Genomic DNA, 16,800 nt, shown 5'->3' with positions numbered 1-16,800 from the left:
ATGCATTCCCCGCCGCTGATTTTTTGGCTTATCGCCCTGCTGTTGGGTCTTTGTGTCGGCAGTTTTTTGAACGTGGTGATCACCCGCTTGCCGGTCATGCTGATGCAGCAGTGGCGCGCTGAAGCCCGCGCCGCGTTGGAGCTGCCCGAAGAAACGCCCGAGCGCTTTAACATCGCCTTTCCCGCGTCGATGTGCCCGCGTTGTCGTACGCCGATTAAGTGGCACGACAACTTACCGCTGATTGGCTGGCTTAAACGTCGCGGGCGCTGCGCGGCCTGCCAAGCGCGCATTAGCCCACAATACCCGCAGGTCGAGCTCTTTGGCGCTGCGATTGCGCTAGCGAGCCTGGCGCTTTACGGCGTTACGCTACAAGCGCTGTTTATCGCCGGCGCCTGTTATGCCCTGCTGGCCATGGCGGTGATTGACCTGCGCACTCAGCTGTTGCCGGATCTGCTAACGCTCCCGCTGCTGTGGGCGGGTCTGATTTACCAACTGCTGTTTCAGCCACTGATGCTGCCATCGGCGGTGATAGGCGCTATCGCCGGCTACCTTATGCTGTGGAGCGTGTACTGGCTGTTTAAGCTCGTAACCGGCCGCGAAGGCATGGGATACGGCGATTTCAAACTGCTCGCGGCCCTCGGCGCGTGGCTGGGCTGGCAATTTTTGCCAATGGTGCTGATTATCGCCGCCGGTCTCGGGGCGATTGTGGGCATCGCGCTGCAACTCAGCGTGAAAGACAAGCGCGGCGTCCCCATGGCGTTTGGGCCGTTTTTGGCACTCGCGGGCTGGGTGTCGCTACTCGGCGGCGACGGGTTAATGGCGCTCTATCTGCAATTCAGTGGCTTATAGGAAAAACGATGATTGTAGGATTAACCGGCGGGATTGGCTCGGGCAAATCCACCGTGGCGCGGGCATTCGGTGAGCGCGGCATTCCGTGTATCGACGCCGATGATGTGGCCCGCGAAGTGGTCGCCCCCGGCGAGCCAGCGCTGGAAGAGATTCGCCAGCGCCACGGCGAAGAGGTGCTGCATGAAGACGGCACGCTTAACCGCGCGCGACTGCGCGAGCTTATCTTCGAGCGCCCCGAGGAGCGCACGTGGCTTGAAAGCGTGACGCACCCGCGTGTGCGCGAGCGCATTGTGACTCACCTTGAACAAATGCAGCGCCAGGGCCCTCCTTATGTGCTGCTGGTGTCACCGTTACTGTTTGAGTCCGGCCAGGATGCGTTGGTGGACTTTACCGTGGTGGTGGACATCCCCGAAGCGCTGCAGCTATCGCGCACCCTTGCCCGCGATGAGGTGAGCGAAACCCAGGTGCGTGCTATCCTCGCCGCCCAGATGCCGCACCATGAGCGCCGCGCGCGGGCCGATGCCCTGATTGATAACAGCCAAGACACCGCGCACATGCATGAGCAAGTGGCGAAGCTTGATTCGCGCCTGCGCACGGCAGCACACTGAATGGGCCTATCACCGATTTATCCGTTAGCTTGCAAAGGAGCTCACCCCATGGCCAACGCGAAACGTTCTGCCGCCAATAACACGCCGCTTGAAGTTGCCTGCCCGCAGTGCGGCAAAAAAGTGCCGTGGTCTTCAGAGAACACCTACCGCCCCTTCTGCAACAAGCGTTGCCAGCTGATTGATTTTGGCGCCTGGGCGGATGAATCACACCGCATCGCGGGGGAGTCCTCAATGGACGAAGCTGACATCGAGACGCTACTGCAGCAAGCCGACCGCGATGCCCCGCTGTCATAGCCGCCATGCCGACTTCCTCCTCCGACAACACGTTGCTGCCGTACCAACTTCAACACCAGCTTGATACACGCTTTGATGCGGTGCTCGATGCCCTGGAAGCCGTGGTAGCACGGTTTGATGAGCGCGCCCCGGCGGTGTGGGCGTTTGACGAGCCAACGCCGAATACCGACTGGCTGCGCCGTGCCCTTTTCGATATGTGGCATGAAGAAGGCCAGGACGGTCGCGAAACGCGTAATTACATTGGTTTAATCGCCGCGGATGACGCATTGATAGATGCCGTGATGGCAGCGAACCAAGCTAAAAACGACATTAGCGAGTGCCTGAAAGTCATTAAAGCGCACGCCCCCGCCGCCATGAGCAGTGCCAAGGCGCAGTTACCCAAGCGTCACCCCGACGTAGAGCGGATATTGGAGAAAACCGGATTGGCGCGGCTGCATCTTAAGCAGTGTTGGCGGCATTTACCCGTCGCACAAGCGCCTGTCTCAAGGGTGCGCTTTGCGTGGTACAGCAGCGGGCGCTCGATCAAGCGCTTAACGGTACAAGACGCCGAGAAAAAACTCTTAATGTTGGATAGCGACGCCGCGCATGTCCGCATTCAGCTGCGTAAGCTTGCGAGCATACCGAGCGGGGAAATATTGGCGCAGGTGCAAACGCAAGCGCCGCTAATGCGCGCCAACCTGTTTTTCACCGAGCCACTTGAGGATGGGCATACCCGTCGCGCACTGAATGTCGCGATGCCCATTTTTGTGCCGAGCCGCGATGGACGCCTGCCGCACACTAACCTACCCCCGCTGACTCCACCGGAAACACGCACTCGCGCCAAACGCCGCGATGAGAAACTCGAAAGCGAGGCGTTTCTGCCCAGTTTGCGCGTGTATCGCTACCGCTAGCGCGTCAAAGACGCACGGGGCTTCGGCACTTGGCCCTCTTTCCAGTGCCCGCTACGTAGCAGCGTTTCAATCAGTGCCAGAAGCTCCGCTTGCGCGATGGGGGATTCGGCCAACAACGCGTCGAAACGCTCACGAAATGACGCCGCACGCTCTTTCTCACGTTCTTGCTCACGGGCTTTTTGCTCTTCCTCTTCCAAGGCGGCTAGCGAGCGTACCGGTGGCCCGGTGGGAATATTCAGCGCGTTTTTTGGGTTTTCAAGCTCGCGCAAGGCGTTAGCAAAGGCATCATCTAACTCGCGAAACTGGCGCAGCTTATCCCTCTCATCGATTGGCTTATGGTCTTTTTGATATTTCATCAGATTTTGCGCGGGATACCTCGTATTTTTAGTGCGAGGAGGGATAGCGCGTCGCCCGAAGGGCGACCTGGATTACGCCACCGCTTGCCCCGCGCCTCCTTTATGGTTAATGGATGGTGTGAGGTGATAACCGTAGCCGTCACCACGCTGAATGACGGTGCAGTGCTTGTGCGAAATACCTTGGACAGCACCGTGCTCGGTCTGAATGTTAAAGCTACCGGTTTTACGCACCGCGACGCGGCCCGTATGGGTACCGGCTTTCTTGCCGGTGGGCACGATGGCCTTGACCATATCGCCGGTCTGAAAGCCGTGCACCTGTTTTGCCCGCATCAGGTAGCCCCGTGGGAAACCGTGTTGGGTCAGCCGGGTGCGCTGATAACTCCCGCGCCCGGTGGTTTTGATGGTCAGCATCGGCACCTGCCAGTCGTGCAGGGCATCCAGCGGGCCTACGCATGCCGCGTCTAGCGCGTGGGTTTTGGGGATCCCCAGACGTTGGCGGTTGTATTTGGTGCGTCCGCCGGTACCCACGGTGACCGGCAATCCAGTAATCTTGAGTCCGTTAAACAGCGCCCATCGGGTGGCGTTGACCGCACTGGCGTCACGCAGCGGACTTAGTTGCTGGCGCTGCACTCGTTCAAGCCGTGTTTCGGCGGTGTGACCGTGCTTTTTCAGGCGACGACGAAGGCCGGGCGCCGTGGCAAAGAAGTAGGCAAGCGGCAGCCGATCCTTCTCGGTATTGCAGTCGTGACATGCCAGGGTCAAATTGCTGATGCGGTTCGATCCACCTCGACTGCGCGGCGCGATGTGTTCGATTTCCAGCGGGGTGTCGGAGGCACCGCAGTACGCGCACTCGCGGCCCCATTTTTCCAGCAGGTATTCACGGACCTCGTAACCCAGTAAGGTGCCTTGCTGGTACTCGACACCGCTGATTTCGGGGTTTTCCAGCTTTTGGGTATCAAAGTGCACCAACTCCTGATCCAGTGCGGTAATCGGCGCGAACTTGCGGAGCCGTTCTACCCACGCCATCACCGTATCGACACGATGCTGAAGGCTGGGCGCCAGCCAGCCCTTGGGCTTGGTGCGGTTATCGAAGCGAGGCGCACGGTAACGCAGGTTCTTTGATCGACGACGGCGGCGAAAGCCACGGCGTTGCTCCAATGCCTTTTTGATCTGAAAGCCGCGATGCACCAACTCGAACAGGCACAGGATATGCTGGCCGTCATTCGCCTCCCGCACCACGGCCAAGCCGGTCGTCTTGCTGCCCGGATCGAGCTTAAGGCGCAGCGTTTGCGTGTCGCCGCCTACCCGATCTTTTAGCCGAATGGTGAACGGGTAGCGCTTATGCACCACGGCGCGACCGCGCGCCAACAACAGTCGAGCGCGTTTTTCGCGACACGGCATCAATGACCGCTTTTGTTTGTCCAATACGAAAACCGCCATGCGATTTTTTCCTATACCAATGCCCTTACGGGCCTAGTGTCGCGGGGCTTGCGCCCCGTCTCCCCTCGGGAATGTTGATAACCGGCTCCTGCCTGGCGGCAGCGGTCAGAACCTTCGGCGCTTTACCTTCCGCCAGCATGATCCTGATCTTTCAGAGCGCCAAACTGAGGAAGCATTTGACGGTGAGTCTTAACGACCTGTTATCAACGTAGCGGCGATACGGCCCGCTCTCCCTGGTCAACCTGGCTTGCTTTTACAAGCCTCTGCTTTTAGGCAGAGATGATTGACCGGCTCTCGTCTTCACCTGCTGAAAAGGCAGTCATATTGCTTAAGTAGGCGCTAATTTCTTAAAAACTGTGCGCAATCGCGCAGAAATGCATATCAAACTTGCCTTTGCCCCCCTAAAACCCGCATAAAGAGCGTACTACGTTTGTAATACACAACCTCAGCCGATTTCGTTATAACGCACAAGACGTAAACAGTCGGCTATAGCGCCAAAAGCGCTGCGGTAAACGCTTACGCAAGCACGCACCGGGAAGGTGCTTAGCAGGTAATACAACACACCTGCATGATTGATGCATGGGAGGCCAAATAATGTTTAAAGCGATGACACAGGCAGAGATATGGCTTCAAGATACCATTGGAAAGCCACTGGGTATTACGGACCTTGCCAACCATTTAGGCTATTCCGATTCGCAAGTCAGGCGTCAATTTCGTGAGTGTTTTCACATTTCACCCAGTGCCTATCGCGACCAGCGGCGCATTGAACGCGCGGCCGTGCTACTCGCGCTAACTCCGAAAAATATAGCGCAAGTCGCGCGTGAATGTGGCTATTATAACCACTCCTCTTTTTCCCGCGCTTTCCATAAGTACTTTGCCAAAAGCCCGCGTCATTTTCGGCAAGTGTTACGCCAGGCTCTTCACCAAGAACGTCCACCTAATGAGCTTATCACTCGCATTGTCAATAAACCGCAGCGGCAAATGATACTTCAGCGACACTATAACGCATCTGAGCAATTTAACGATTTAGGCACTTCAACACTGCACGCTAAACCATTGGGGTCGATAGCAACGAATTTCGAACATGCGATACCCAGCATTGCCTTACCGGATTTACTCACAGAAAAAATTGATGCGCATGTCATTCAGTCACCACCCGCGCAACGGCGAACAGACGTGGGGCTTTATCTGACGCCACAAAGTGACTTGTCATTAACGCCCTCTCTGCCTACGCCATATCGGCGTGTTACGTTGGCGCCGCAATACTACGCCGTCACCTGCTTTGATGAGTTGTCAGCGCTCTCGCGTGCGTTGGTGCACGCTCTGTGTCATTTAACTTGCACAGCCACCCCGTTTTATATCAGTGGTAGTGCGCCGTATGTTTTATGGCGTAAAACGACACTAGAGCTGCGTGTACCTTTAACGAGGTAGATATTTTCGTTTGTATTATTGTGGGAAAGCACTCAATGCGTAACCGGCATTGCAGAAAAATACCGGTTACCGTGACGTGCTCTTCACAACAGAAGCTTGCTTCACGTATTGCCGAGGTTAGTCTTCCATGCGCACAAGCCAGGATTCGACGGTATCATCACCGTATTCTGCTTTCCAGCCCCTTAGGCCTTTGTGGTTCCCGCCACGGGTCTCGATCACTTCCCCAGTGTGCGGGTTCTTGTAAATCTTGAGACGGCGTTTACGACGGCCATCGGTACTCTTCATTTGCTTTTGATCATTCGACCGAACGTTGGGGTCAAACAACGCAATAAGATCCGCCGGCATTTTGCCAAACTCTTCCATCAGTGCTTCAAGTCGCTCTTTGAATTCAAGCTCGCTCTTTAAGCGCTGATCACCTTCCATGCGCTGCAGATCTTCTTGCAGCTGCTTTAGTTGCTGTTCTTTCTGGATATATTCATTCAATAGGGACATTCGGGGCATCCTTTGTGTCATTTAAGCCGCAAAAATTCATTTACGCCGAAAAAAGTTCGTTGACTGGCTTTAATTTTCTCAACTTAAGCTTCATAGGCAAGTGTCGTATTTGATTTTGTCGTTAAGCAATCACTCAACCTTTTTAGAAAATCAGACTCAAGTGCTTTTGATTGCCTGCATATTATTGCGTTAAATAATACAACTGACAACAGTATCGTCGACTTTACACAAATAATCGCTATTTTTTCCAGGTCTAAACATCTTAAAGACAGACAAAGAGCACAACAGTAAGCAATTTATTTGCCCTATCAGGTTTTTACGCAATCAACTCAATCGACAAGTCGGCTACACGACACAAGAGAAGAACTTAAAAAAGAGGCTAGGATCACTAGCGTTAACAAACACAAATAAACAGTAATGCCAGCGCCATGGGGCACACTGAGCTCGGCACTTCCCTCTCACTCCTTCGACAAGCTCAGGATGAACGGGAGGAATCAGACTCGGGATGAGTGGGAACAGTCAGGAGCAGATTCAGCAGGGGCGCAGAGACCAGGCTAAGAAGGAGCGTTTTAGTGCGTGCATCTGACGAAAAAACGCCGCCCCGTGGGGCGGCGTTTTGAATGGGCCTAACGATATGAACAGAGCCTTAAAAAGACGCCTGATTCAACAGCGTTAGTCTTGACCCATTTGTTGCTTGATCAGGTCACCGATAGTCGTCGGAGCACCTGATTCCGGCTCTTGCTCACGAACCTTCTTCATGTTCTGACGTGTCTCGTCCTGCTCTTTCGCCTTCACTGACAGATTAATCTGACGGCTCTTGCGATCGACACTGACGATGCGCGCTTCAACGCTGTCGCCTTCGTTCAGTACGTTGCGTGCATCTTCCACACGATCAGCGCTGATTTCAGACGCTTTCAGCACGGCGACAACATCCGTCGCGAGCTCAACTTGCGCTTCTTTGGCATCCACTTCAACAACACGACCGGTGACGATAGAGCCCTTATCGTTAACGGACAGGAACTCAGCGACTGGGTCGGTATCCATCTGCTTGACACCCAGAGAAATGCGCTCGCGCTCCGGGTCGATAGAGAGGATAACCGCTTCGGCTTCGTCGCCCTTCTTGAAGTGGCGCACAGCTTCTTCGCCGGTCTCTGTCCAAGAGATATCGGACAGGTGAACCAGGCCGTCGATGCCGCCTTCCAAGCCAATGAAGATACCGAAATCGGTGATCGACTTGATGGTGCCAGAAACACGGTCGCCCTTGTTGTATTGGGCGTTAAAGGTTTCCCACGGATTCGGCGTGCACTGCTTGATACCCAAGGAGATACGACGACGTTCTTCGTCGATATCCAAGATCATCACATCAACATCGTCGCCTACTTGAACCACTTTAGACGGATGGATGTTCTTATTAGTCCAGTCCATTTCAGACACGTGAACCAGACCTTCAACACCCTCTTCCAACTCGGCGAAGCAGCCGTAATCGGTGAGGTTGGTTACCACGGCATGCACGATAGTGCCTTCCGGGTAACGCTGCTTGATGCTGACCCACGGATCTTCACCAAGTTGCTTAAGACCCAGCGATACGCGGTTGCGCTCACGGTCAAATTTCAGCACTTTCACGTTGATTTCGTCGCCTACCGCAACGATTTCAGACGGATGCTTGATGCGCTTCCACGCCATATCGGTAATGTGGAGCAGGCCGTCAACGCCGCCTAGATCAACGAAGGCACCGTAGTCGGTAAGGTTCTTAACGATACCTTTAATCTGCTGGCCTTCTTGCAGGGTGGCAAGCAGCGCTTCACGCTCGGCACTATTCTCAGCCTCGAGAACGGCACGGCGCGACACCACGACGTTGTTACGCTTCGGATCGAGCTTGATAACTTTAAAGTCGAGCTCTTTATTCTCAAGGTGCGCAGTATCGCGAACCGGGCGAACATCGACCAAAGAGCCCGGCAAGAAGGCACGGATGGAGTCTACCTCGACGGTGAAGCCGCCTTTGACTTTACCGTTGATCACGCCCTTGATGACTTCATCTTTCTCGAAGGCTGCTTCAAGAATCTTCCACGCTTCAGCGCGTTTGGCTTTTTCACGGGACAGACGCGTTTCACCGAAGCCATCTTCTACGGCTTCCAGGGCAACGTGTACATCGTCACCGATAGCGATGTTCAGTTCACCGTTTTCATCGCGGAATTGTGCCGCGGGAATCTGACCTTCAGACTTCAGGCCAGCGTTAACGGTAACCCAATCACCGTCAATGTCGACAACCTGGGCCACGACGATGGCGCCCGGCTCCATATCGATGTCGTTAAGAGACTGTTCAAACAGTTCAGCAAAGCTTTCGCTCATGGTTTTCCTACGTGATCAACGTTGTTGAGGCATAACTGCCTTCTCCGCACCACCAGCAAGTACGGGCCTAATGTCACTCTGCTTTCGAGGGCGTTAGCGCTGGTTCGACCTAGCCGGGCTCACCGCAAAGAGTTAAGTGCCCTGCCACGTCATGACGCCGATTCGAAAGCGCCGCAAGGGAGAATCAAATACCGTGCGCTATGCCTTTCTTGGCCAGCAGCTCGGTCATCCAATCTACCACTTCCGGTATACTCAGGCGCGTGGTATCAAGCGTAATGGCATCATCTGCCGGCTTGAGTGGAGCCACTTCGCGCTGCGTGTCGCGTGCATCGCGTGCCTGAATCTCCTCTAAAAGACTCGAAAGACTAGCATCCACTCCGGCTTCCTGCAACTGAAGATGCCGCCGCCGTGCCCGTTCTTCGGCACTAGCGGTTAAAAATACCTTAACCGGGGCGTCACGAAACACCACGGTGCCCATATCGCGCCCATCGGCCACCAGTCCTGGCGATTGGCGAAAGTCGCGCTGGCGTTGCAAAAGCGCCGAGCGAACCGCCGGTAACGCGGCCACTTGCGAGGCTCGCTCGCCTGCGGTTTCTGTACGAATCGCGCGACCAACGTCTTCGCCTTCCAACAATGTCACGGACACGCCGTTTTCAACCGGAAAGGCCACGTCAAGTTGTTCCGCGAGCCTAGCCAATGCAGGCTCGTCATCCAGCGCAACTTGGTGTTTCGCGGCCGCATGAGCGGTAAGGCGATAGAGCGCACCGCTATCGAGTAGGTGCCAACCTAACGTTTGTGCCATCAGGCTACTGATCGTGCCCTTTCCCGCGCCGCCGGGACCATCAATGGTAAGAACGGGTACCTGCTCAGCCATTTTCGCCCTCCACCTTCACGTCCATACCGATGCGTGTCGCAAGCTCAACGAAATTGGGAAACGACGTCCCCACATTGGCACAGTCCTCGATGACGATTTCATCACTGGCGCGCAGAGCGGCAACCGTGAACGCCATCGCGATACGGTGATCTCCCAGGCTATCAATGCGCCCGCCGCCATAGCTTGGCGTGTCCTCTCGGCCATTGCCGACGATGTCGATGCCGTCTTCTACCACCGTATGCTCAACGCCGAGTACCGCCAGGCCGTCAGCCATTGCTTGAATACGGTCGGATTCTTTCACCCGCAACTCTTCCGCGCCGCGCAAGCGCGTGGTGCCGTCGGCATTAGCGGCGGCGATAAACAGCGCCGGAAATTCGTCGATTGCCAGGGGCACCTGATCGGCGGGAATCTCAATGCCTTTGAGTGGCGCATAGCGAATACGGATATCCGCCACCGGCTCACCGCCGACTTCCGCTTGATTGGACAAGGCAAGATCCGCGCCCATCAGCGTTAAAATATTGATCACACCGATGCGCGTCGGGTTAATACCTACGTGCTCTAGGGTGATATCCGCGCCAGGGGTGATCGCCGCCGCGACCAAGAAAAACGTCGCCGATGAGATATCCGACGGCACATCAATCGGGCCTGCCGTGAGCTTGCCACCACCGGCTAGCCAGCAGGTATCGCCATCACGGGAAACCGAATAACCAAAACCGTTAAGCATGCGCTCAGTATGATCACGCGTTGGCGCAGGTTCGCGCACACGGATTTCTCCGTCAGCGTACATGCCGGCAAACAGCAAACAGGATTTCACTTGGGCACTGGCCATCGGTAACTCATAGTCGATGCCTTTCAGCACTGACCCGCCGTGAATCTTAAGCGGCGGCCGCCCTCCTTCGGCGGTGTCGATAACCGCCCCCATTAGACGCAGCGGATCAGCCACCCGCCCCATCGGACGTTTGTTGAGCGAGGCATCACCGGTTAATTCGCTATCGAACGCCTGCCCCGCCAAGAGGCCGGCAAACAAGCGCATCGCGGTGCCGGAATTCCCCACATAAAGCGGCCCGGAAGGCGCTTTTAAACCGTGCATTCCTAGGCCGTGAATCGTCACACGCCCCTGATGCGGGCCTTCTATCGCCACCCCCATTTCGCGAAAGGCCTGTAGCGTCGCGAGGCTATCTTCCCCTTCCAGAAAGCCCTTTACCTCGCTTACGCCTTCGGCAAGCGCGCCGAGCATGATCGAGCGGTGAGAAATCGATTTGTCGCCGGGTACCCGCAAGCGGCCCTGGGCTTGGCCGCCGGGGCGCACGCGGTAAGTCACTTGACCCTGTGATTGCATTAAGTATTCCGCCTGGTAACTGGTATCGTTCAAAAGCGATTCGAAGTACTGTCGCGCATGGCTTGCACGGTCAAACGTGGCCAGCATCGCGTCGCTGTTGCCGGCTTCAACGGCCGCGCGCAGCGTTGCAAGCCCCGCTTCAAAGTCATCGAGTGACGCCAGCACGGCGTCGCGGTTGGCAATAAAAATATCCCGCCACATCACCGGGTCACTGCCGGCAATACGGGTGAAGTCGCGAAACCCACCCGCAGCATAGCGAAAGATATCCATCCGCTGATCTTGGCGCGCCAGCGTATCGACCAGCGAAAACGCCAGCAAATGCGGCAGATGACTGGTACGCGCCAGCACATGATCGTGCTGTGCCACGTCCATCTCTAATACCTCCGCGCCCGTTGCTTGCCACAGCGCGCGCACCCGTGCGAGCGCGTCGGGGTCAACATCCGGCTCGGGGGTGAGAATCACTTTGTGGTTGTCATAAAGCGAAGGGTTAGCCGCTGCCACGCCGCTTTTTTCCGAGCCGGCAATCGGGTGCCCCAGCACCAGCGTCGACGGTACTCGGCCAAATACGCGCCGCGCACAGTCACGGATCGTTGCCTTGGTGCTGCCCACATCGGTGATCACCACGCGCGCGATATCCGGCAGCACGTCCGCTAGCTCACGCATTACACTTTCCATTGCCAGCACCGGTACGGCGAGCACGATCATACTCGCCCCCGGCGCTTGCTGGGAAAGCGATGTCCCGCCGGAATCAATCAAGCCCATTTCGATACCGCGCTCAATCTCACTCGTGTCAGGGTCGCAGGCGACGATCTCACCTTCGAAGCCCACCTGGCGCAGGGCCGCCGCGAGAGAGCCGCCAATCAACCCCAACCCGACAATCAAAAGCCGCGATTCGCTCACCGAGTGCGCCACAGCGGCCTTAGGCTTTGGGAGGCGGTTGGCTACGCTCACATCACGCCCTTGGGATAGGAGCCCAAGACTCTCAAATCGGCAGCGCGCAGACGGACTTCTTCCAACATAGCGGCCACATGCGGTTCGGCGTAATGGCCTTTAAAGTCGATAAAGAAAACGTAGTTCCACACACCGGTTCGCGAGGGCCGCGTTTCCAAGCGCGTCATGTCGATCTGATGACGATGGAAAGGCTCTAACAGGTCATGTAACGCGCCGGGTTGGTTGCGCATCGCGACCACCAGCGAGGTTTTGTCGTCGCCGGATATTGGCACGTCTTGGCTGCCGATAATCAAAAAGCGCGTAGAATTATCCGGGCGGTCTTCAATTTTTTCTGCCACCCGCTCTAAGCCATATAACTTCGCGGCCATATCACCGGCAATCGCCGCGCTGTGCCACTCGGTTTTCACCAATTTGGCGGCTTCAGCGTTGGACGATACCGGCACGCGTTCGGCGTGGGGGAAGTGGGCGTCGAGCCACTTGCGGCACTGGGCAAACGATTGCGGATGCGAGTAAACGCGCGAGACTTTGTCTCGCCGGGTATTCTCGCTCACCAGCAAATGATGATGAATCCGCAACACGACCTCGCCGCAGATATTGATAGAGGACTCCATGAAGGTGTCCAGCGTGTGATTCACCACGCCTTCGGTGGAGTTTTCCACCGGCACCACGCCGTAGTTCACTGCGCCCGCCTCTACCTCGCGGAACACTTCATCAATGGCGGCCATCGGCAGGCTGACCGCGCTCTCGCCAAAATGCTTAAGCGCCGCCTGCTGGGTGAACGTTCCTTCCGGGCCAAGATACGCAACCTTAACTGGCTGCTCCAACGCCAAACACGCAGACATAATTTCACGAAACAGCCGCGCCATTTCTTCGTCGTCTAACGGCCCGTCGTTTAACTCCATAATGCGGCGCAGTACTTGGGCTTCACGCTCCGGGCGATAAAAAACCGTTGACGCATCTTCGGCAAGCTTGGCCCGCGCCACTTCTTGTGCGCAGATCGCACGCTCACTAATGAGACGCAGAACGTCGCTGTCGAGCTGATCAATGCGCTGGCGAAGTGCTTCAAGCTTATCGGACGTATCGGACATCGTGGCTTAACCCCTTCTTTGTTCAAAATCTGCCATGAAGGCAATCAGCGCATCCACGGCATCTTCCGATACCGCATTGTAGAGACTGGCGCGCATGCCCCCGACGCTGCGATGCCCCTTGAGATTTAACAGCCCGGCGTTGTCGGCCTCGGCTAAAAAGGCGCTGTCCAACGCCGAATCCGCCAGCACAAACGGTACGTTCATACGTGACCGATTAGGCGTTGCGATGGGGTTGGCGTAAAAATCGCTGGCATCAATCGCGCCGTAAAGCTTATCGGCTTTACGCTGATTGATCGCCTCCATTTCGACAAGCCCGCCAATATCATCCTTCAGCCACTGAAACACCAGCCCCGCCAAGTACCACGCGTAAGTCGGCGGGGTGTTAACCATCGACTTTGCCTCGGCAATACCACGATAGTGAAATAGTGACGGTATCGGGCTCTGCGCCTGATCAAGCAGGTCATCGCGCACGATCACCAGCGTCAAGCCTGCTGGGCCAATATTCTTCTGCGCGCCAGCGTAAATAATGCCGTATTGCGACACATCAAGCGGCGCAGACAAAATACTCGATGACATATCGCACACCAGCGGCACGTCAGTGCCATCGCGGCGCTGCGCGTTAGGTGTGTAATCAAACGCCAGCCCGCCGATCGTCTCGTTGGCGGTGAAGTGCAGATAAGCAGCATCGTCGCTTAACACAATCGCCTCATGAGGCGGCACGGCGGTGTGTCCGTTTGATTCGCTGCTGGCCGCCAAATGGTGCGGCAGCCCAAGGTGGTTAATTTCGGCCAGTGCCTTTTTGCCCCAAATACCGGTATGGACAAAATTCGCACTGCCGCCGCGACCCAATAAGTTCATCGGCAGCATCGAAAATTGCAGGCTAGCGCCACCCTGCAAAAACAGCACCTTATAGTTATCCGGTATCCCCAGAAGTGCTCGGAAATCAGCTTCTGACTGCTCGGCGATGGCGATAAAATCATCGCTGCGGTGGCTCATCTCCATCACCGAGAGACCACGCCCTTGGTAATCGAGCATTTCCGCCTGGGCGCGCTTGAGCACCGACTCAGGCAAGGCCGCTGGCCCCGCGCAGAAATTATAGTGACGCGTCATCGTTTCCCGGGGCCTCCTCTTTATTTTCATCTACCGCATCGTTTTCATCTGGCACGTCGCTTCCATCTACCGCGTCGCTTTCTTCTAATACGTCGAACTCGGTATCTTCCGGCTCATCAACGCGCACCGTTTTTACCAGTTTTTCGTCTTTACCCAAGCGAATCAACATCACCCCTTGGGTGTTGCGCGAAGTGGTCGAAACCTCTTCCACGCGGGTGCGCACCAGCGTGCCACGGTCGGTGATCAGCATCATTTCATCGCTGTCGTAAATCTGCATGGCCGCGACAAGCGCGCCGTTACGTTCGCTAGTTTGCATCGCAATGACACCCTGGCCGCCACGGCCGCGCAGCGGGAACTCGCCCAGGCGCGTACGCTTACCAAAGCCATTTTCGCTCGCGGTAAGAATATAAATCGGCGCTTCTCCTGCCCCGGCTTCCGCCACTGGCAAGGATTCATTACCGTCTTCGTCCGTCTCGGCATCAATTTGCTGATGCTTGGGAATAATCAAGCTGATCACTTCCGCGTCGCCTGCCAGGCGCATACCACGCACCCCGCGCGCGGTGCGCCCCATCGCGCGAACGTTGCCTTCTTCAAAACGGATCGCCTTGCCATTAGACGAGAGCAACATGGCATGGTCATCGCCGGTGGTGATCGCCGCGCCGACCAAACGGTCGCTCTCATCGAGATCGATGGCGATCAAACCCACGCTACGCGGGCGCGAGAACTGCTCAAGGCTGACACGCTTGACCGTGCCTTTGGCGGTGGCGAAAAAGATGTAATGGCTAGGATCATAGTCGCGCACCGGCAGAATCGCGTTAATCGCCTCGCCTTCATCCAGCGGCAGCAGATTCACCAGCGGCTTACCCCGTGACCCGCGGCTGGCCACCGGCATTTCGTAGACTTTCAGCCAGTAGACTTTGCCGCGATTTGAGAACAGCAGCACGGTGTCGTGGGTCGAGGCCACGAGCAGGTGCTCAATGACGTCTTCGTCCTTCATCGCCGTGGCCGACTTACCGCGCCCGCCGCGTCGCTGCGCTTGATAATCCGAAAGCGGCTGCGTTTTGGCGTAACCCGAACGCGATACCGTAACCACCATATCCTCTTCAGCGATCAAATCTTCCATGGAAAGATCAAGATGGCTGGCCTGGATGACCGTTCGACGCTCATCGCCAAACTGCTCACGAATGGCGTGCAGCTCTTCGCGAATCACTTCCATCAGGCGATCCGCGGAGGCGAGGATCTCAGTGAGCTCGGCGATTTTTTCCAAAATCGAGAGGTATTCATTGAGTAGCTTTTCGGTTTCAAGCCCGGTTAAACGGTGTAACCGCAGCTCCAGAATCGCTTGCGCCTGGGCGGGCGATAGGCGGTATTCGGTCGCAGACGGGTTAAGGCCAAAGCCTTCCTCTAACTCTTCCGGCTTGCAAGAGGTCGCGCCAGCGCGCTCCAACATGCCGGTCACCTGCCCCGGCTCCCAATTACGGTCAAGCAGCTTCTGTTTGGCTTCTGCGGCGTTAGGAGAGGCTTTGATCAGCTCAATCACTTGGTCGATATTGGAGATCGCGACGGTCAAGCCTTCCAAAATGTGGCCGCGCTCACGGGCTTTTTTCAGCTCATATAGCGTACGACGCGTCACCACTTCACGGCGGTGGCGTATAAAGGCTTCTAACAGCTCTTTAAGGTTGAGCGTGCGCGGCTGGCCGTTTTCCAGCGCGACGATATTAATGCCGAACACGTTTTGCAGCTGGGTTTGGGCAAAGAGGTTGTTGACCACCACCTCACCGGACTCGCCGCGTTTGATTTCAATCACTACGCGCAAGCCGTCTTTATCCGACTCATCGCGCAGCTCGGCAATGCCTTCGATGCGCTTTTCTTTGACCAGCTCGGCGATTTTTTCAATCAGCCGCGCTTTATTCACCTGATACGGCAGTTCGGTGATAATAATGTGGTCGCGACCGGTTTTATCGTCGTGCTCGATGGTGTGACACGCACGCACGTAAATACGCCCACGGCCGGTGCGATAGGCTTCTAAGATGCCGGCACGACCGTTGATGATGCCGCCGGTGGGGAAATCCGGGCCTGGGACATAGTCCATCAGGTCATCCACCGAGAGCGTGTAGTCGTCGATCAGCGCCAAGCAGGCGTCGATCACTTCACGCATGTTGTGCGGCGGAATATTGGTCGCCATCCCCACGGCGATGCCCGAGGAGCCGTTAATTAACAGGTTCGGGACTTTGGTGGGCAGGACATCGGGGATGCGTTCGGTACCGTCGTAGTTATCGACCCAATCGACGGTCTCTTTTTCGAGATCGGCAAGCAACTCGTGGGCCAAACGCGCCATGCGCACTTCGGTGTAACGCATGGCGGCGGCGCTATCACCGTCAATCGAGCCAAAGTTACCTTGGCCATCCACCAACACGTGGCGCATGGAGAAGTGCTGCGCCATTCGCACGATGGTGTCGTAAACCGCGCTGTCCCCGTGGGGATGGTATTTACCGATGACATCGCCGACTACACGCGCCGATTTCTTATACGGTTTATTCCAGTCATTACCCAGCTCGTGCATGGCGAACAGAACGCGCCGATGCACGGGTTTTAAGCCATCGCGCACGTCTGGTAGCGCGCGACCGATGATAACGCTCATCGCATAGTCGAGGTACGACTGTTTGAGCTCGTCTTCAATATTGACGGGCAGAATTTCTCTGGCGATGTCACCCATGAAAGTCAGATCC

General features: G+C 56.4%; 14 protein-coding genes. 5 read left to right on the top strand and 9 right to left on the bottom strand.

The genetic code is table 11. The features are described from left to right. From QC823_RS05570 to QC823_RS05555, 4 genes are read left to right on the top strand one after another with little or no spacing between them, the layout of a single operon-like run. Positions 1-849 carry a prepilin peptidase gene (locus QC823_RS05570; RefSeq protein WP_309655365.1) on the top strand — a complete coding sequence of 283 codons (849 nt, stop codon included), beginning with the start codon at positions 1-3 and terminating at the stop codon, positions 847-849. A gap of 8 nt (positions 850-857) precedes the next feature. Beyond that, on the top strand, positions 858-1,457 hold the full coding sequence (gene coaE / locus QC823_RS05565) for a dephospho-CoA kinase (protein WP_309655364.1): 600 nt from the start codon (positions 858-860) through the stop codon (positions 1,455-1,457). Between the two features lie 48 nt (positions 1,458-1,505). Continuing rightward, entirely contained in the window at positions 1,506-1,751 is a 246-nt protein-coding gene (gene yacG / locus QC823_RS05560; RefSeq protein WP_309655363.1) for a DNA gyrase inhibitor YacG, read from the top strand. Positions 1,752-1,756: 5 nt separating this feature from the next. Next, a complete protein-coding gene (locus QC823_RS05555) occupies positions 1,757-2,641 on the top strand; it encodes a DNA replication terminus site-binding protein (protein ID WP_309655362.1) in 885 nt (294 codons plus the stop codon). Here the strand turns inward: QC823_RS05555 and QC823_RS05550 are convergent. After that, positions 2,638-2,997, bottom strand: coding sequence for a hypothetical protein (locus QC823_RS05550; protein WP_309655361.1), 360 nt, complete (start codon positions 2,995-2,997; stop codon positions 2,638-2,640). The two genes, QC823_RS05555 and QC823_RS05550, sit on opposite strands and share 4 nt — an antisense overlap. Before the next feature lie 72 nt (positions 2,998-3,069). Next, positions 3,070-4,437, bottom strand: a complete 1,368-nt coding sequence (gene iscB / locus QC823_RS05545) for an RNA-guided endonuclease IscB (RefSeq protein WP_309655360.1) — start codon at positions 4,435-4,437, stop codon at positions 3,070-3,072. A gap of 594 nt (positions 4,438-5,031) precedes the next feature. Here iscB and QC823_RS05540 point away from each other — a divergent pair. After that, a complete protein-coding gene (locus QC823_RS05540; protein ID WP_309655359.1) occupies positions 5,032-5,868 on the top strand; it encodes a helix-turn-helix transcriptional regulator in 837 nt (278 codons plus the stop codon). 117 nt (positions 5,869-5,985) lie between these two features. Here the strand turns inward: QC823_RS05540 and QC823_RS05535 are convergent, their stop codons facing one another. The 7 genes from QC823_RS05535 to gyrA form a co-directional block, all read right to left on the bottom strand. Then, the gene (locus tag QC823_RS05535) at positions 5,986-6,360 is read right to left on the bottom strand and encodes a histone-like nucleoid-structuring protein, MvaT/MvaU family (RefSeq protein WP_309655358.1); all 375 of its coding nucleotides are present in this window, start codon (positions 6,358-6,360) and stop codon (positions 5,986-5,988) included. A gap of 672 nt (positions 6,361-7,032) precedes the next feature. Continuing rightward, positions 7,033-8,709 (bottom strand): 30S ribosomal protein S1, encoded by a 1,677-nt coding sequence (gene rpsA / locus QC823_RS05530; protein WP_309655357.1) that lies wholly within the window; start codon positions 8,707-8,709, stop codon positions 7,033-7,035. A gap of 184 nt (positions 8,710-8,893) precedes the next feature. After that, positions 8,894-9,583, bottom strand: coding sequence for a (d)CMP kinase (cmk, locus tag QC823_RS05525; protein ID WP_309655356.1), 690 nt, complete (start codon positions 9,581-9,583; stop codon positions 8,894-8,896). Continuing rightward, the gene (locus QC823_RS05520) at positions 9,576-11,873 is read right to left on the bottom strand and encodes a bifunctional prephenate dehydrogenase/3-phosphoshikimate 1-carboxyvinyltransferase (RefSeq protein ID WP_422823596.1); all 2,298 of its coding nucleotides are present in this window, start codon (positions 11,871-11,873) and stop codon (positions 9,576-9,578) included. The genes cmk and QC823_RS05520 overlap by 8 nt, the downstream gene beginning before the upstream one ends. After that, complete coding sequence (gene pheA, locus QC823_RS05515; protein ID WP_309655355.1) at positions 11,870-12,961, bottom strand: prephenate dehydratase; 1,092 nt, start codon at positions 12,959-12,961, stop codon at positions 11,870-11,872. The genes QC823_RS05520 and pheA overlap by 4 nt, the downstream gene beginning before the upstream one ends. A 6-nt stretch (positions 12,962-12,967) precedes the next feature. Next, positions 12,968-14,071: a 3-phosphoserine/phosphohydroxythreonine transaminase gene (gene serC / locus QC823_RS05510; RefSeq protein WP_309655354.1), complete on the bottom strand. Its 1,104-nt coding sequence runs from the start codon at positions 14,069-14,071 to the stop codon at positions 12,968-12,970. After that, complete coding sequence (gene gyrA / locus QC823_RS05505) at positions 14,055-16,787, bottom strand: DNA gyrase subunit A (RefSeq protein ID WP_309655353.1); 2,733 nt, start codon at positions 16,785-16,787, stop codon at positions 14,055-14,057. The genes serC and gyrA overlap by 17 nt, the downstream gene beginning before the upstream one ends. Positions 16,788-16,800: the final 13 nt, after the last annotated feature.

It is taken from the genome of Vreelandella vilamensis (assembly GCF_031451755.1).
In the GTDB taxonomy this organism is placed as follows: Bacteria; Pseudomonadota; Gammaproteobacteria; order Pseudomonadales; family Halomonadaceae; genus Vreelandella; species Vreelandella vilamensis.
Note: the sequence above shows the minus strand (reverse complement) of the source record. Positions and strands in the feature narration are given on the sequence as shown.

What these genes read in the sequence shown, in the direction of transcription:
- iscB (WP_309655360.1), bottom strand. Translation starts at nt 4,437, where the DNA reads ATGGCGGTTTTCGTATTGGACAAACAAAAGCGGTCATTGATGCCGTGT.
- QC823_RS05570 (WP_309655365.1), top strand. Translation starts at nt 1, where the DNA reads ATGCATTCCCCGCCGCTGATTTTTTGGCTTATCGCCCTGCTGTTGGGT.
- QC823_RS05535 (WP_309655358.1), bottom strand. Translation starts at nt 6,360, where the DNA reads ATGTCCCTATTGAATGAATATATCCAGAAAGAACAGCAACTAAAGCAG.
- rpsA (WP_309655357.1), bottom strand. Translation starts at nt 8,709, where the DNA reads ATGAGCGAAAGCTTTGCTGAACTGTTTGAACAGTCTCTTAACGACATC.
- gyrA (WP_309655353.1), bottom strand. Translation starts at nt 16,787, where the DNA reads ATGGGTGACATCGCCAGAGAAATTCTGCCCGTCAATATTGAAGACGAG.
- QC823_RS05555 (WP_309655362.1), top strand. Translation starts at nt 1,757, where the DNA reads ATGCCGACTTCCTCCTCCGACAACACGTTGCTGCCGTACCAACTTCAA.
- cmk (WP_309655356.1), bottom strand. Translation starts at nt 9,583, where the DNA reads ATGGCTGAGCAGGTACCCGTTCTTACCATTGATGGTCCCGGCGGCGCG.
- QC823_RS05550 (WP_309655361.1), bottom strand. Translation starts at nt 2,997, where the DNA reads ATGAAATATCAAAAAGACCATAAGCCAATCGATGAGAGGGATAAGCTG.
- coaE (WP_309655364.1), top strand. Translation starts at nt 858, where the DNA reads ATGATTGTAGGATTAACCGGCGGGATTGGCTCGGGCAAATCCACCGTG.
- pheA (WP_309655355.1), bottom strand. Translation starts at nt 12,961, where the DNA reads ATGTCCGATACGTCCGATAAGCTTGAAGCACTTCGCCAGCGCATTGAT.
- yacG (WP_309655363.1), top strand. Translation starts at nt 1,506, where the DNA reads ATGGCCAACGCGAAACGTTCTGCCGCCAATAACACGCCGCTTGAAGTT.
- QC823_RS05540 (WP_309655359.1), top strand. Translation starts at nt 5,032, where the DNA reads ATGTTTAAAGCGATGACACAGGCAGAGATATGGCTTCAAGATACCATT.
- serC (WP_309655354.1), bottom strand. Translation starts at nt 14,071, where the DNA reads ATGACGCGTCACTATAATTTCTGCGCGGGGCCAGCGGCCTTGCCTGAG.